Source organism: Nonomuraea sp. NPDC049158 (assembly GCF_040648335.1).
Classification (GTDB): Bacteria; Actinomycetota; Actinomycetes; order Streptosporangiales; family Streptosporangiaceae; genus Nonomuraea.
Map to the genome: position 1 here is coordinate 83,264 of NZ_JBEZDM010000029.1, position 15,501 is coordinate 98,764.

Below are 15,501 nucleotides of genomic sequence, written 5' to 3' on the forward strand. Positions count from 1 at the left end.
GACTGGCCGGCACTCCGGTGCAGGTGACGGGCACGGTGCTGACGACGCGCCGGGTCGACGCCTACCATGCCCTCACCGTGGTGGCGCCCGGCATCGCCGAGCGCTACCGGCCCGGCCACTTCGTCTCCGTCGCCGTCGGCGGGGCCCACACGTCCATGGTGACGCGGCGGGCCTTCTCCATCCACGACGTCAAGCCCGACTACGGCGGCACGGTGGAGCTCGTCTTCACCGTGCGCGGGCCCGGCACCGCGTGGCTGGCCGAGCGCCGGGCGCGTGACACGATCGACCTCGTCGGGCCGCTCGGCCGGCCCTTCCCGCTGCCCCGCGACCCGGTCCACTGCGTGCTGGTCGGTTCCGAGTACGGCTCGGCGGTGCTGTTCCCGGTGGCCGACCAGCTCATCGAACGCGGATGCCGGGTCGACTTCGTGCTGGGCGGCGCCAGCGCGGACCGGGTGTTCGGCGCCATGCGGGCCAGGCGGATGGCCCAGACCACCACGCTCACCACCGAGGACGGCTCGCTCGGGTTGCGCGGCCGGGTGACCGACGCGCTGCCCGCGGTGATCGCCGACACGCGGGCGGACGTGGTCTACGCGTGCGCGCCCATGGAGACGCTGCGGGCGGTCACGGCGGTGGCGATGGAGTTCGACATCCCGGTTCAGGTGGCGGTGGAAGAGGCGATGGCCTGCGGGATCGGGGTCTGCATGACGTGCGTGCTGCCGGTCATCGGCGACGACGGGGTGACCCGGATGGTGCGGGCCTGCGCCGAGGGGCCGGTGTTCCGGGGGGAGCGGGTGCGGTTCGAGGATGTGGGGACGATCCCGTTCGACGCGCTGGGGGCGCCTGGGGGCGCGGGCGGTGCTCGCCATGCGGGCTGAGACTGACTGCCCGCTTTTTCCGCCGCGTCCTGCGCGATCTGGTGGCGCGGCGCCTGTCTGTGGCTGTTTTTCTGCGGCTTCTCTGCGGCGGGTGAGCTGACGTGTCGGTAGATATGCGGACTTTTCTGGCGCATGTGGAGCTCGCCAACCCCATCACCACCGCCGCCGGCTGCGCCGCCTCCGGCCGCGAACTGGCCCAGTTCTTCGACCTCCACCGCCTGGGCGCCCTGACCACCAGCTCGATCACCATGGCCCCGCGCGCCGGCCGCCCCACCCCCCGGATGGCCGAGACCCCCTCGGGCATGCTCAACGCCGTCGGCCTCCAGGGCCCCGGCATCGACGCCTTCCTCGAACGCGAGCTGCCCTGGCTGGCCCAGCGCGGCATCAGGACCATCGTGTCGATCGGCGGCGGCACGGTGGCCGAGTACTCGGCGCTGGCCCGCAGGCTGGCCGACGCGCCCGGCGTCACCGCCCTGGAGGTGAACCTGTCCTGCCCGAACATCGAGGACCGCGGCCGGGTCTTCGCCCGCGAGGGCAGCGCCGCCGCCGAGGTGATCGCCTCGGTGCGCTCCATCATGCGGTACGACGTCCCGGTGGTCGCCAAGCTGGCGCCCGACGTGGCCGACATCGTGGCGGTCGCCCGCGCCTGCGTGGATGCCGGGGCCGACGCGCTGTCCATGATCAACAACCCGCTCGGCATGGCCATCGACACCGAGGCGCTGCGGCCCTCGCTCGCGGCCGTGACCGGCGGGCTGTCGGGACCGGCCATCCTGCCTCTCGCCGTACGGTGCGTGTGGCAGGTGCACGCCGCCCTGCCCGGGGTGCCGTTGATCGGCGTCGGCGGCGTGACGACCGGCAGGGACGCCTTCCAGCTCATCCTGGCGGGCGCCTGCGCGGTCGGAGTGGGGACGGCGCTGTTCCACGACCCCTACGCGTGCCTGCGCATCGAGCGAGAGCTTGAGGACCTGCTGCGGGCACGCGGCTTCCAGCGGCTGGCCGACGCGGTCGGCCTGGCCCATCGTCCGCCGGGGAGCGCCCCCCGGCACCTGCTCGTCGACTCCGAGGAGAGCTCCCCTTGACGCCCGCACCCATCGCCGTCGCCCTCGACGCCCCCGACCTGGAGACCGCTGCCAGGTGGGCCGCCCTGGTGACCCCGCACGTCACCACGGTGAAGATCGGGCTGGAGCTCTATCTGCGCTACGGCCCCGACGTGATCGCCTCGATCCGGGGCGCGAGCGGCGTACAGGTCTTCCTGGACCTCAAGCTGCACGACATCCCCAACACGGTCGCGGCGGCGGCCAGGGCGGTCGCCCGGCTGCGCCCGGCCATCCTCACGGTCCACGCGGCCGGCGGCCCCGCGATGATCCGCGCGGCCGTCGAGGCGGCCCCGGACACCCAGATCGCGGCGGTCACGGTGCTGACGTCGCTGTCGGAGGCCGACCTGAGCCGCATCGGGCTGGCCGGCCCCGCCTCGGACGCGGTCCGCCGTCTGGCCGTCCTGTCGGTCGAGTCGGGCGCCAAGGCCCTGGTGTGCTCGCCGCACGAGGTCGTCGAGCTGCGCTCTGAGGTCGGTCCGGAGATCACCCTCATCACGCCCGGCGTACGCCCTGCCGGGGCGGACAGCCAGGACCAGGCGCGGGTGGCGACACCGGAGCAGGCACTGGCGGACGGCGCCGACCTGCTGGTCATCGGCCGCCCGATCACCGCCTCCCCGGACCCGGGCGCCACGGCCGCCGCCATCGCGTCCTCCTTGCGGCGCACGACCCCCTTCTGAGGGGGTTCGCGCCCCTTGGGGCCGTTCCGTCGTACGCGGACATCGCGCCTGTGCAGGCCCATCGCGTCCGCTCGGCCCGTCGCGCGGCGGGCCGAGTGGTTGGTCGGGCCCGTGTGTGGCGGGCGGATGTGCCGTGAGTCCAGCCGTCGTCACCCGGCCGTAGTGGAACCGCTCCCATGAGTACACGTCACGGCGGGTGGCCGTGTACGCACGGTGAGCGCTTCCCCGGGGGGACGCCGACCCCAGAACGGCGTCCCGCGACGACCCGCGCACGGTCGTCAGAACACCCCCGCAGGGCATACGGATGCCCACCTCGGGCGGGGTTTCGGACGCAAAACCACGCACGTTTCGGACACCGTTCCCTGGCGGGTGGGTGATCATCATCGTACCCCCACGGCGCTTCCTGTGTGTAAGGAAGAAGTGGGAAGTGGAGGCGATTTGATCAGCACTCTGTAGTTTTACATGTACGGAGAGTGATGAAGTGGATTTTGTGAGGGGAGAAACCGCCATTGACGTTGCTTAGGGGGCGATGACCAGCTAGTTTCCCTTCCCGTCCGAGTACATCGACAGAAATTCGAGGTGACCCGGCGTGGCTCTTCCTCCCCTGACCCCTGAGCAGCGCGCCGCAGCCCTGCAAAAGGCTGCCAAGGCCCGTAAAGAGCGTGCCGAGGTCAAGAACCGGCTCAAGCATGGCGCGGTTTCTCTGGCTGAGGTGCTCAAGGATGGGCAGACCGACGACGTCATCGGCAAGATGAAGGTGTCGGCCTTGTTGGAATCGCTCCCAGGCGTGGGCAAAGTCCGCGCCAAGCAGCTCATGGAGCGGCTTGCCATCGCCGAGTCCCGCCGCGTGCGGGGTCTCGGTGCGAACCAGAGGGCATCCCTCGAGCGCGAGTTCGGTGGCAACGAGAGCTAATCTCGGTTCCACACGAAAGCGCAGGTTCAACGGGGGGTAGGAAGTGACCGACAGGTCCAGGTCCGGCAGTGTTTGGGCCCATGAGGCAGTCGGATCTGGAACGAGGGTCGGCGACTTCCTCCCCTCGAGCGAGCGGCGCCTGACGGTCCTGTCCGGACCGTCGGGCGTCGGTAAGTCAACGGTCGTCGCCGAGCTCCGGCGGGCACACCCCGAGGTGTGGCTGTCGGTCTCGGTGACAACCAGGAAGCCCCGGCCCGGCGAGGTGCACGGGCTGCACTACTTCTTCGCCGACAACGAGGAGTTCGACCGGCTCGTGGAGTCGGGTGAGCTGCTGGAGTGGGCGGAGTTCGCGGGCAACAGGTACGGCACGCCGCGCGCCCCGGTGCTCGACCGGCTCGCCGCGGGCATGCCCACGCTGCTCGAGATCGACCTGGAAGGCGCCAGGCAGGTGCGGCAGAGCATGCCGGAGGCCCTGCTGGTGTTCCTGGCCCCGCCCTCCTGGGAGGAGCTGGAGAAGCGGCTGCGCGGCCGCGGCACCGAGCCGGAGGACGTCATCGCCCGCCGCCTTGAGGCCGGGCACGTCGAGATGGCGGCCGAGAAGGAATTCGACCTCACGCTGGTGAACACGAGTGTCAATGAGGTGTGCCGCCGGCTGATAGCCTTGATGACTGACCCTCAGGGGGTCATCAAAACCACCAACCGAGAGGTCTGACAATCGTGGCAGGAATTGCCCCGGTCGCAGAGGGCATCACCAACCCGCCGATCGACGCGCTGCTCGACATCGTCGACAGCAAGTATTCCCTGGTGATCATGGGTGCCAAGCGCGCCCGCCAGATCAACGCCTACTACTCCCAGCTGGGCGAGGGCCTGCTCGAATACGTCGGGCCGCTGGTCGAGACGCACGCGCAGGAGAAGCCGCTGTCCATCGCGCTGCGCGAGGTGGCCGAGGGCCTGCTCAACGCCGAGCCCATCGAAGGCGCGGTCTGACCCTCTAGATGAAGAAGGTCGTCCTGGGCGTCAGCGGGGGCATCGCCGCGTACAAGGCGTGTGAGCTGTTGCGCCTGTTCACCGAGTCCGGGCACGAGGTGCGGGTCGTCCCGACCCGCGACGCCCTGCGGTTCGTGGGCGAGCCCACCTGGGCGGCGCTGTCCGGCAACCCGGTGACGACCGACGTGTGGGAAGACGTTCACGAGGTGCCCCACGTACGGATCGGCCAGCGGGCCGACCTCGTCGTGGTGGCGCCCGCGACCGCCGACGTGCTCGCCAAGGCCGCTCACGGCCTGGCCGGCGACCTGCTCACCAACACGCTGCTGACCGCGCGCTGCCCGGTGGTCTTCGCGCCCGCGATGCACACCGAGATGTGGCAGCACCCCGCCACCCGGGCCAACGTCTCGACGCTGCGCGAGCGGGGCTCCGTGGTGATCGATCCCGCGGTCGGGCGCCTCACCGGCGCCGACACCGGGCCCGGGCGCCTGCCCGATCCCGCCGAGATCTTCCAGATCTGCCTGCGCGTGCTGGCCGACCGCCCACGCGACCTGACCGGGCGGCGGGTCGTCGTCTCGGCCGGCGGCACCCGTGAGGCCATCGATCCGGTCCGCTACCTGGGTAACCGGTCCTCCGGGCTGCAGGGATACGCCCTGGCCCGCACGGCCGTCGCCCGTGGGGCCCAGGTGACGCTGGTGGCCGCCAATGTGTCCCTGCCCGATCCGGCCGGAGCCGACGTGGTGCGGGTGGAGTCGGCGGCCGAGCTGCGCGAGGCGGTGCTGACCGCCTCGGCCGCCGCCGACGTGGTGGTGATGGCGGCGGCCGTGGCCGACTTCCGGCCCGCCGCGCGGCAGGACTCCAAGATCAAGAAGTCCGATGGCGACCCCGAACCCCTCTATCTGGTGAAAAATCCAGACATCCTGGCCGAGCTGGGCGAGCGCCGACACGCCGCGGGGCCGCACCCCGGGGTGGCCGCCTGGCCGCACCCCGAGGTGATCGTCGGGTTCGCGGCCGAGACCGACGACGTGCTCGCCAACGGGCAGGCCAAGCTCGCCCGCAAGGGCTGCGACCTGCTCGTCGTCAACCAGGTCGGCCCCGACCTGGCCTTCGGCACGCCCGACAACGCGGCGACCGTGCTGGTCGCGGGCGGCGAGCCGGTGGAGATCCCGCGCGGTCCCAAGGACGACGTCGCCGACGCGGTCTGGGATCAGGTCGCCAAGCTGTTGCGGCATCCCCGAACGCCTGCCGATACTTAAGACATAAGGGGGCAAAAGGGGGCGGGGAATGCCGGTGAGTTCCACTGTCAGAGATCGATGCAGAACGTTGCTCGGCGATCAGGGGGCGATCCGCTACGTTTTCCCGGCGCTCTCCCTGGGCCCGCCGGGCACGGCCAACTTCCTGATCGTGGTCACCGACACGGCCATCTCCGTCCTCGCCACCAGGATGCTCCGCAGCGACCGCCCGGTCTCCGTACACGCGACGTTTCCCCGCCACACGAGGCTCGGCCCGATCATGCACGCTTCCGGGCCGGTGATCGAGCTGGGCGTGATGGCGTTCGAGTTCGAGGAGGAGTACGCCGCCGTGGTCGCCGCCGCCGACGCCGAGATCTTCGCGCCGGAGACGCTGCCCCCCGACCCCCTGCCCGACCTGTGAAGCGCCCGTTTCGCGACCCGCCGTCGAGTAGGGCTAGACTGCGGCGAGGCCCTGGCCGGGGTACAGTCGCCGGAGCCCGCACGTCCGTCAGCAGCCGCTGCATGAGGAGCCACTGAGTTGTCACGTCGCCTGTTCACCTCCGAGTCGGTCACTGAAGGCCACCCGGACAAGATCGCCGACCAGATCAGTGACGCGATTCTCGACACCATGCTCAAGGACGACCCCAAGAGCCGGGTCGCCGTCGAGACGATGATCACTACCGGCCAGGTCCATGTCGCAGGCGAGGTCACGACCGAGACCTACGTCGACATTCCCGGCGTCATCCGGGAGAAGATCCTGGAAATCGGCTACGACGCCTCCCACAAGGGCTTCGACGGCGCCTCCTGTGGCGTGTCGGTGTCCATCGGGGCGCAGTCGCCCGACATCGCCCAGGGCGTCGACGACGCCTACGAGCACCGGGTCGACGGCGACATCGACGAGCTCGACCGCCAGGGCGCGGGCGACCAGGGCCTGATGTTCGGCTACGCGTGCCGCGAGACGCCCGAGCTGATGCCGCTGCCGATCACGCTCGCGCACCGGCTGGCCCAGCGCCTGTCCGAGGTGCGCAAGTCCGGCACCGTTCCTTACCTGCGGCCCGACGGCAAGACCCAGGTCACCATCGAGTACGACGGCGACCAGCCGGTCCGTCTCGACACCGTGGTCGTCTCGACGCAGCACGCGGCCGAGATCGACCTCAAGGAGATGCTGACGCCCGACATCAAGGAGCACGTGGTCGACCCCGTGCTCGCGGGCCTCGACATCGACATCGAGGGCTACCGCCTGCTGGTCAACCCGACCGGCCGGTTCGAGATCGGCGGCCCGATGGGCGACGCCGGCCTCACCGGACGCAAGATCATCATCGACACCTACGGCGGCATGGCCCGCCACGGTGGCGGCGCCTTCTCCGGCAAGGACCCGTCCAAGGTCGACCGCTCGGCCGCCTACGCGATGCGCTGGGTCGCCAAGAACGTCGTGGCCGCCGGTCTCGCCGACCGCTGCGAGGTCCAGGTCGCCTACGCCATCGGCAAGGCCCAGCCGGTCGGCCTGTTCGTCGAGTGCTTCGGCACCGAGAAGCTGCCGGTCGAGAAGATCCAGGCCGCCGTGCTCCAGGTGTTCGACCTGCGCCCGGCCGCGATCATCCGCGACCTCGACCTGCTGCGCCCGATCTACTCGGAGACCGCCGCTTACGGCCACTTCGGCCGTGAGGGCTTCTCCTGGGAGTCGACCGACCGCGCCGAGACGCTGAGGTCCGCCGCCGGTCTGTGACCGTTCCCGTCAGATGCCGCACCCCGGCTGTTGGGGTGCGGCATCTGCGTGTTCACGGCCGGTCGGGCGGGGGCCGTTCTCTGAGGGGGGCCATGGAGACGTAACGTGGTCTCCTTGGATCTTCCGGAAACTGGGGAATGGATCATGTCATGGCGTGCCACGGCGACCAGCTTCGTGGGTCGCCGTCAGGAGCTCGCTGACGTCCGGCGGATGCTCCAGCGCAGCCGCCTCGTCACCGTCACCGGCATCGCCGGAGTGGGCAAGACCCGCGTGGCCGTACGGGCGGCGCAGCTCATGCGGCGGGCCTTCACCGACGGCAGCCGGTTCGTCGAGCTGGCCGGGCACACCGACCCCGAGTCCCTCGAAGAGGTCATCGCCCAGACCCTCGACGTCACCGGTGACCTGACCACGCAGCTGTCGCGCCGCCGCCTGCTCCTGGTGCTCGACACCTGCGAACACCTGACCGACGCCTGCTCGGCCCTCGTACAGTCGCTGCTGCGCGCCGCTCCCGGCCTGCACGTGCTGGCCACGAGCCGGCAGGCGCTGCGCGTCCCTGGCGGGCACACGGTCATCGTCCGGCCGCTGACCGTACCAGGCGGGGAGTCGGCGCCCGCCGACGTGGCACGTGTCGAGTCGGTGTCGCTCCTCCTCGACCGGGTCGCGGCCGTGGATCCCGGCTTCGACCCCGGCTTCGAACTCACCGACCGGAACGCGGCGTCCGTCGCCGAGCTCTGCCGCCGCCTGGAGGGCATCCCGCTGGCTATCGAACTGGCCGCCGTCCACGTCCGCCGGTCGCCCGTGGACGAACTGCTCGCGCAGATGAACGCGTACGGCGGCCCACTCGGCCGCCCGGATCCGCTCGGCCACGTGGACCCGCTTGGCCGTCCGGACCCGGATCGCCGTCCAGACCTGCTCGGCCGCCCGGGCGGGCACCTGGTGGCGCCGGAGGACAACGGGCGGCGGGCTACGTATGCAGCGGACGCGGGTGGCCTTCGGGGGAGGCGTTCGCCGGACGCGGGTGCGCAGCGGAGCGGGGACGCGACCACGCAGGCCGTGATCGCGTGGAGCCATGGGCTCTGCTCGCCTGAGGAGCGCCTGCTGTGGGAGCGGCTGACCGTGTTCGCGGGGACGTTCGAGCCGGCGGCGGCCGAGGCGGTCTGCGCCGGTGGCCCACTGCGCGCCGCGCGGGTGCGTCCCACACTGGCGGCGCTGGTCGAGAAGTCGATCGTGACCAGGGAGCAGGACGAGGGGCAGGCGGCGTACCGCATGCCCGACAGCGTGCGTGAGTTCGCCGCCGCCCGCCTGGCGGGCACCGTCGAGCGGAAACGGCTGCGGGCACGCCACCGCGAGCACTACTACGCGCTCGCCGAGGCAGCGGGCCCTGAACGGGGTGCGGAGATCGTCTGGGGCAGGGCCGAGTGGGCCGACCTGCGGGCCGCGCTCGAGTCCTTCGCCGCCGACCCGGCCGCCCGTGAGCGCGGGCTGCGGCTGGGCCTGCGGTTGGGCCGGCTGTGGACGTTCGGGGGCATGGCCCGGTACGGGCGCCGCTACTTGGAACGCTTGCTGCCCATCACCTCCTGCCCCGATCCCGTACGGCTCGACGCCCTGCTGCTGCTCGCCCACCTGGCGGCCGGCGGCGGCGACCTGGGGGCGGCCCGTAAGGCGCTTGAGGAGGCCGAGGCACCTGCGGCCCGTCTGGGCCCGCGCGGCGCCCTCCACCTCGCCAAGGCGCGCGGCACGGTGAGCCTCCGCGCGGGCGACCTGCCCGCGGCCGAACACCACCTGACCCGGAGCATCGACGGCCTGTCCGGGGAAGGCGTCCATCCGCTCGACGCCACCGTCGAACTGGGCCTCACGCTGCTGCTCACCGGCCGTACCGGCGAGGCGGAGGAGGTTCTCGCCCGGGCCCGCGCGCTCGGCCGGGAAGCGGGCGACGGCGCCACCGCCGCCTGGACGGGGCTCGCACTCGCCCTGGCACGGCGAACGGCGGGGCAGTACGCGGAGGCGGACACCCTCGCCAGGACGGCACTGCGGACGCAGGTGTCGCTGCACATGACGTTCGGGCGGGCGCTCTGCGTCGAGCTCCTCGGCCGGCTCGCCGCCGACCAGGACCGGCCCGCCCGCGCCGCCCGGTTACTGAGCGCGGCGCAACGGTTGTGGGGGTACGAGGTGAGCCCCCTGCTCGGCGCGCCGATCCTCGCCGCCGAGCGCGACAGCCACCACCGGGTACTACGCGAGACCCTCGGCAGGCAACACGGCAAGGCCATCGCGGAGGGCCGCGCCATGTCGGAGGAGGAGGCGATCGCCGACGCGCTCGCGCCGGGCGGCACGCCTCCTGCCCCGGCCGTGCCGTTCTGGGCACCGCTCACCCCGCGCGAGGCGGATGTCGCCGAACTGGTCGCCGCCGGGCTGACCAACCGGCTGATCGCGCAGCGGCTGGTCGTCGCCCGGCGCACGGTGGACTCTCACATGGAGAACATCCTCGCCAAACTCGGATTCTCCGGGCGGAGCCAGGTCGCCGCCTGGGTGATCGGGCGACGGCAGCGCGAGCAAGGCTGAGCCCTGTTGCGGCTTGGGGACCGGGCAGGCGTGGGGCCCAGGGATCGGGTGAGCGCGGGGCTTGAGGCCCGAGAGGCGTATGGCTTGGGGGTCGGGTGGGTGTGGGGCTTGGGCCCGAGAGGCGTGCGGGCGTTGCCGGTGGTTCGGGTCTGGTAGACGTAATGCGTGACCGACTCCGATGCCCTCCTGCCGCTCGACGCCGTGCGGAGGGTGGAGCCGTCCAAGCCCGCCAAGGGGGCGCCGGTACCCGCTCCTTCGCGGCCGGTGGCCCGGGTCGCGGTCGACAATCCGCTGCCGCATCTCGACCGGCCGTTCGACTACCTGGTGCCCGCGTCGATGCACGAGACGGCCGAGCCGGGGGTGCGGGTGCGGGTGCGGTTCGCCGGTCAGCTGGTGGACGGGTTCGTGCTCGAACGGGTCGAGGAGAGCGACCATACGGGCAAGCTCACCGCCCTCGAACGGGTGGTGTCGAGCGAGCGGGTGCTGACCGGGGAGATCGCGGGCCTGGCCAGGGCGGTCGCCGACCGCTACGCGGGCACGCTCGCCGACGTCCTGCGCCTTGCCATCCCACCCCGCCACGCCAGGGCCGAAGGGAGCCCCCCAAGACCCGCCGAAACGGCCACCGCGCCAACCGAGCCGGTTCCCGGTTCGCCCGGAGATGCGGCGACCGGCACGCCCACCCCTCCGACTACCGACACGGCCGGAGGCGCTCCCGCCCCGGCGGACGGCGCGTCCGCCGGGCCCTGGGACGACTACCCGATGGGGCCGTCGTTCCTCGACGCGCTGCGCAACGGCAGGATGCCCCGGGCCGTATGGTCGGCCCTGCCGGGGGCCAAGGGCTGGGCCGGGGCGGTGGCCGAGGCGGTCCGCGCGACGCTCGACGGCGGGCGGGGCACGGTCGTCGTGGTGCCCGACGGCAAGGACGTGGCGCTGGCCGACGCCGAGCTCACCCGGGTGCTCGGTGACGGGCGGCACGTGGCGCTCACCGCGGACCTGGGTCCGGCCGAACGCTACCGGCGCTGGCTGCGCGTCCTGAGAGGGCAGGTACGGGCGGTCGTGGGCACCCGGGCCGCCGTGTTCGCCCCCGTGGCCGCGCTCGGTCTGGTGGCCATCTGGGACGACGGTGACGACCTTCACGCCGAACGGCTGGCCCCCTACCCGCACGCCCGCGAGGTTCTCGCGCTGAGGGCCCATCGCACGGGCGCGGCCATGCTGATCGGTGGCTACACGCGTACCGCCGAGGCCACGCAGCTCATCGCCAGCCGCTGGGCCAGGCCGATCGTCGCCGCCCGCACCACGATCAGAGGCCTCGCGCCCCGCGTACATCCCGCCGGAGAGGACGCCGAACTCGCCAAGGACCAGGCCGCCCGTCAGGCGAGGCTGCCCAGCCTGGCCTGGCGCGCGCTGCGCCAAGGGCTGGAGTCCGGTCCGGTGCTGATCCAGGTGCCCCGGCGCGGTTACCTGCCCGCACTGGCCTGCCAGAACTGCCGCGCCCCTGCCCGCTGCGAGCTCCCCCCTACTCGCCTCAGCGCCCTCGCGGCTCCCGGAGGCGCGGTGAATGACCCCAACGCCGACATCCCAGGCCTGGCCATGGCGGCGACGACCAGCCGCGGGACGAAGCAAAACGGGACGACGCAGGGTGGGACGACGCACGGTGGGACGACGCACGGTGGGCTGAGGCTTGGCGGTGACCCCACTTCCGTGGAGCCCCTGTCGTGTCATGGCCCGCTCGCCCTGCGCGGCGGTCACGCCGCCCCCTACTGCCGCTGGTGCGGCCGGGTGGACGCCGGCTGGCGCTGCCCGAACTGCGGTGGTCGCCGCCTGCGAGCCGTCGTCGTGGGCGCCCGCCGTACCGCCGAGGAGCTGGGCCGGGCCTTCCCCTCGGTCCCGGTACGCACCTCGGGGCGCGACGGTGTCCTGGCCACCGTGCCCGCCACGCGGGCCCTGGTCGTCGCCACGCCCGGCGCCGAGCCGGTGGCCGAGGGCGGCTACGCGGCGGCCGTGCTGCTGGACGCGTGGGCGCTGCTCGGCCGGCCGGACCTGCGCGCCGCCGAGGAGGCGCTGCGCCGCTGGACGAACGCCGCCGCCCTGCTCCGGCCCGGTGCCGAGGTGGTGGTGCTCGCCGACGCCGCGCTGCCGGTCGTACAGGCGCTGCTGCGCTGGGACCCGATCACCCACGCCGAGCGTGAGCTGGCCGAACGCGCCGAGCTGGGCTTCCCGCCCGCGGTACGGATGGCGACGCTCACGGGTAGCGCCGCCGCGGTCCGGCAGATGCTCGACGAGACGCGCCTGCCCGACGGCGCCCAGGTGCTCGGCCCCGTGCCGGTGGACGAGGCGGGCAGGGAACGCGCCATGATCCGCGTTCCGCGCGGCGGTGGCGCCGCGCTGTCCGCCGCGCTCAAAGGGGCCAGTGGGGTACGTGCGGCCCGTAAGGCACCTGATGTCGTCCGGGTGAGTGTCGACCCGCTCGACCTGATTTAAGCGGTTTCCCCGATTCGCTCATCTGTAAGCCAGCCATTAGCGTGCCCCTGTGTCGATCGAATGGGTGAACCAGGCCATCGACGACCTCCGTGCCTGGGGGCGCGCGCGGGGTGTCGTGGTGGACGCGGACGAAATCCGCTTGCTCTGCGACTACGCCAGCGACTATCTCAACGTCAACGAGCTGGGCGACTTCATTCCCGCGACCTTCGACGAGCTGCTGCTGTCCATCTACCCTCGCAAGGTCATCGCACCGCCGGAGAGCGCGCCGGAGACGGTGGCCGCCGCCCGTACCCTCGTCGATTTCCTGCAACAGGCGGGCGCGGTCGGCGAGGAGATCGCGGCGGCGATGCGCGAGGAGCTGGCCGGCATCGAGCCGAGGATGCCCGAGGCGCTCGCCGACACGGCCAACTTCGGCATGGCCAAGAGCCTGTTCAGCTCCATCGGTCCCGAGTCGCTGGAGCAGTCGGTCGCGATCCCGTCGGGCGAGCTGCCCGACCTGGGGGAGGCGCCGTGCGACTGCCCGGGGTGCGCGCCTTTGCCGGCCGTACGACTGGCGGAGCCCGACACGCTCGTGGCGGAGCTGGCGAACGTGCCGCTCCTGGCCGCGAAACCCGGAAAGGCGGCAAAGTACCGAGATCTGGAAGAGGAGCTGCGGCGCGACGTCGGCGACGACCCGCTTCAGGCGTGGGCCGACATCGTCGCCCACATCGTCGAACGCGACACCCGCGGCACGGTCACCGGCTCGGCCGAGCTCGACGAGGAGCTCTACGACCTGTTCGACATGCTCTACCGGCTGCGGGCGCCCGTGCCCGTCACCGTGATCGGCGACTACCTGGAGGAGGTCGCGGACGCGGGCGGCGCCGATCTGGGCGCGGTGCTCGACCGGCTGGCCTGGTGCGGCATGGTCGCGGTCGAGGGCGAGGCCGCCGGGCTCACCCCGCTGGCCGTGTGGGGGCTGCGCGAGCACTACCTGGCGCTCGGCCTCGACGCGCCGCAGGCCGGTGACCTGGCCGAGGCCGACGCGACGGGGCTGATCGAGGGCCTGCTCGACGGCATGCCCACCGAGCTGGCCGAAGAGGACATCAGCCGGTGGCTGGCCGGCCGCAGCCCGGTCACGGCGGCGGGCGAGCTGCTCGCCGCCGCGTCCGGCGCCCCCGCCGTGGCGCGCGGCATCGCGGTGACCATCGTCGACCGGCTGGGCGCCGAGGCCGAGCCCGAGGTACGCGCCTGCCTGGAGGACCAGGAGCTGCGCCCGCACGCCATCCACTGGCTGACCGCCCGAGGGCTGGCCGCCCCGCAGCTCAGCCAGGAGGAGCTGCTGTGGGTCAGCATCGACATGCTCGCCCTGGCGCTGCCCGCCGCCGAAGAGGCCCCCGAGATCTTCGCCGAGAACATGGCCGCCTCCGGCCCGCCCGCCCACCTCATCGAAGAGATGTGGCGCGTGGACCACCCCGACGTCGTAGACGTGCTGGAGCTGCTCGGACGCTCGCTGCCCGACGGTACGGTGGCCAAGGCGGCGCGCAAGGCCGCCTTCAAGGCGCGCTCCCGAGCCATCCGTTGAGTACGCTCATGTGACTCGTGTGCAGTAAGTTTCGTGGGGTGGCAAACAACGTCTTCGACCTCGCCGAGCTGCGCAAGCTGATCGATGAGCAGTCCGCCGTGCCCCCACGGCCACCCGAGGAGACTCCCGTGGCGGAGCAAGAGGCGTTGACGTTCCCGCCTGTCCTGCTGGCTGCCGACGCCGAGCTGGCCGGGATCGTGCCCACGGTGCCGCTCGTCGCCGACGCCATCCGGCTCATGAGCTGGACCGGCACCCGCGAGGTCACCCCGGAAGGGCTGCCGGTCGAGGCCGACGCCCATGCCGCCGCCGCCGAGCTGGGCCTCGACGCCGTCCGGCTCCGCCTGGTCTGGATCGTCGCCGTCAACACCGGGCTGCTTCAGATCTCCGGCGGGCGCGCTTCGCGAGGGCCGCTGCCGGAGCGGCTCTCGGTCGAGGCGACGCTGGAGTTCTGGGACGGCGTGGTCATGGACGTGCTCGACCGCGCCGACGAGGGCCTGACCGGCTCGGCCGTCGTCGACGAGCACCTGGCGGAGATGCTGGCCACCGTCTACTCCGTACGTTCCGGCGTCGCGATCGCCAACCTCGCCCGGGGCATCCTGCAGTCGCACGAGGTCGCCTGCGAGCCCGGCGCCATCGAGATGCGCAGACTGGCCGCCTCGCTGCCCGCCGAGCTGCTCGACGCGCTGTCGCTGCTGGCCTACTGCGGCCTGGTCGAGCAGACCGCGGCCGGCCGCACCGCGCTCACCTCGCTCGGCGTCTGGGCCGTACGCAGGGACCTGCTGCGCGAGGGGCACGACGCGCCGACGACGGCCGAGGTCGAGGTGTTCGCCGACCTGTCAGCCGCCGAGCTGGTCGAGGCCCTGGTCAAGGGCGCCGCCACGCAGAGCGCCGTCGCCGGCTGGCTGGAGCGCCGGCCGCCCGCGCAGGCCGCGCACGACCTCATCGAGATCGCGGCGGAGGGCACCGCGGGGCAGCGCGGCGCCGTCGGCGCCATCCTGGAGGAGCTGGGGCCCGAGGCCGAGGCTCCCGTCCGCGAGGCGCTCGACCGGCCGCTGATGCGCCGCTACGCCGCGTCCTGGCTGCACATCCGCGACCTCGCAGCCCCCACGCTCAGCCCCGACGACCACACCTGGATCGCGGTCGACTCGCTGGCCGCCCTCATGCACCTGTCCGGCCCCGCCACGGGCCGGCTGGACCCCGAGCCGGGCGAGGACCTGATCCGGCTCGTCGGCCAGATGCCCGCCGTCGGCCACCCGGACACGATCGCGGTGCTCGACATGCTCGCCACCGCGCACGACGACAAGGCCGTCGTCAAGGCAGCCCGCAAAGCCGCGATGAAGGCCCGATCGCTGGCGCACACTAAACTGGGCTGACCCACTGACGAAACGGAGTGACC

The 15,501-nt window shown here is 72.5% G+C and carries 13 protein-coding genes; all 13 read left to right on the forward strand.

Annotated features, from left to right (window positions below; genetic code table 11):
- Positions 1-17: 17 nt before the first annotated feature.
- Positions 18-875 carry a dihydroorotate dehydrogenase electron transfer subunit gene (locus tag AB0B61_RS42365; protein ID WP_357639722.1) on the forward strand — a complete coding sequence of 286 codons (858 nt, stop codon included), beginning with the start codon at positions 18-20 and terminating at the stop codon, positions 873-875.
- 113 nt (positions 876-988) lie between these two features.
- Complete coding sequence (locus AB0B61_RS42370; protein ID WP_358444884.1) at positions 989-1,954, forward strand: dihydroorotate dehydrogenase; 966 nt, start codon at positions 989-991, stop codon at positions 1,952-1,954.
- On the forward strand, positions 1,951-2,649 hold the full coding sequence (pyrF, locus tag AB0B61_RS42375) for an orotidine-5'-phosphate decarboxylase (RefSeq protein ID WP_358444887.1): 699 nt from the start codon (positions 1,951-1,953) through the stop codon (positions 2,647-2,649). Before AB0B61_RS42370 ends, pyrF begins: the two co-directional genes overlap by 4 nt.
- Before the next feature lie 589 nt (positions 2,650-3,238).
- Positions 3,239-3,562, forward strand: a complete 324-nt coding sequence (mihF, locus tag AB0B61_RS42380) for an integration host factor, actinobacterial type (RefSeq protein WP_214637712.1) — start codon at positions 3,239-3,241, stop codon at positions 3,560-3,562.
- A 139-nt stretch (positions 3,563-3,701) separates the two neighbouring features.
- Positions 3,702-4,274: a guanylate kinase gene (gene gmk / locus AB0B61_RS42385; protein ID WP_358445028.1), complete on the forward strand. Its 573-nt coding sequence runs from the start codon at positions 3,702-3,704 to the stop codon at positions 4,272-4,274.
- A 5-nt stretch (positions 4,275-4,279) separates the two neighbouring features.
- Entirely contained in the window at positions 4,280-4,549 is a 270-nt protein-coding gene (gene rpoZ / locus AB0B61_RS42390; protein ID WP_214637710.1) for a DNA-directed RNA polymerase subunit omega, read from the forward strand.
- A gap of 8 nt (positions 4,550-4,557) precedes the next feature.
- Positions 4,558-5,802, forward strand: a complete 1,245-nt coding sequence (coaBC, locus tag AB0B61_RS42395; protein ID WP_358444890.1) for a bifunctional phosphopantothenoylcysteine decarboxylase/phosphopantothenate--cysteine ligase CoaBC — start codon at positions 4,558-4,560, stop codon at positions 5,800-5,802.
- Between the two features lie 67 nt (positions 5,803-5,869).
- A complete protein-coding gene (locus AB0B61_RS42400) occupies positions 5,870-6,199 on the forward strand; it encodes a hypothetical protein (protein WP_358444892.1) in 330 nt (109 codons plus the stop codon).
- Positions 6,200-6,316: 117 nt separating this feature from the next.
- On the forward strand, positions 6,317-7,504 hold the full coding sequence (gene metK / locus AB0B61_RS42405) for a methionine adenosyltransferase (RefSeq protein ID WP_219532887.1): 1,188 nt from the start codon (positions 6,317-6,319) through the stop codon (positions 7,502-7,504).
- Between the two features lie 144 nt (positions 7,505-7,648).
- Positions 7,649-10,063 carry a LuxR C-terminal-related transcriptional regulator gene (locus tag AB0B61_RS42410; RefSeq protein ID WP_358444895.1) on the forward strand — a complete coding sequence of 805 codons (2,415 nt, stop codon included), beginning with the start codon at positions 7,649-7,651 and terminating at the stop codon, positions 10,061-10,063.
- A 165-nt stretch (positions 10,064-10,228) separates the two neighbouring features.
- Complete coding sequence (locus tag AB0B61_RS42415) at positions 10,229-12,544, forward strand: primosomal protein N' (protein WP_358444898.1); 2,316 nt, start codon at positions 10,229-10,231, stop codon at positions 12,542-12,544.
- A 49-nt stretch (positions 12,545-12,593) separates the two neighbouring features.
- Positions 12,594-14,105, forward strand: coding sequence for a hypothetical protein (locus tag AB0B61_RS42420; protein WP_358444900.1), 1,512 nt, complete (start codon positions 12,594-12,596; stop codon positions 14,103-14,105).
- 38 nt (positions 14,106-14,143) lie between these two features.
- Entirely contained in the window at positions 14,144-15,478 is a 1,335-nt protein-coding gene (locus AB0B61_RS42425; RefSeq protein ID WP_358444903.1) for a hypothetical protein, read from the forward strand.
- Positions 15,479-15,501: the final 23 nt, after the last annotated feature.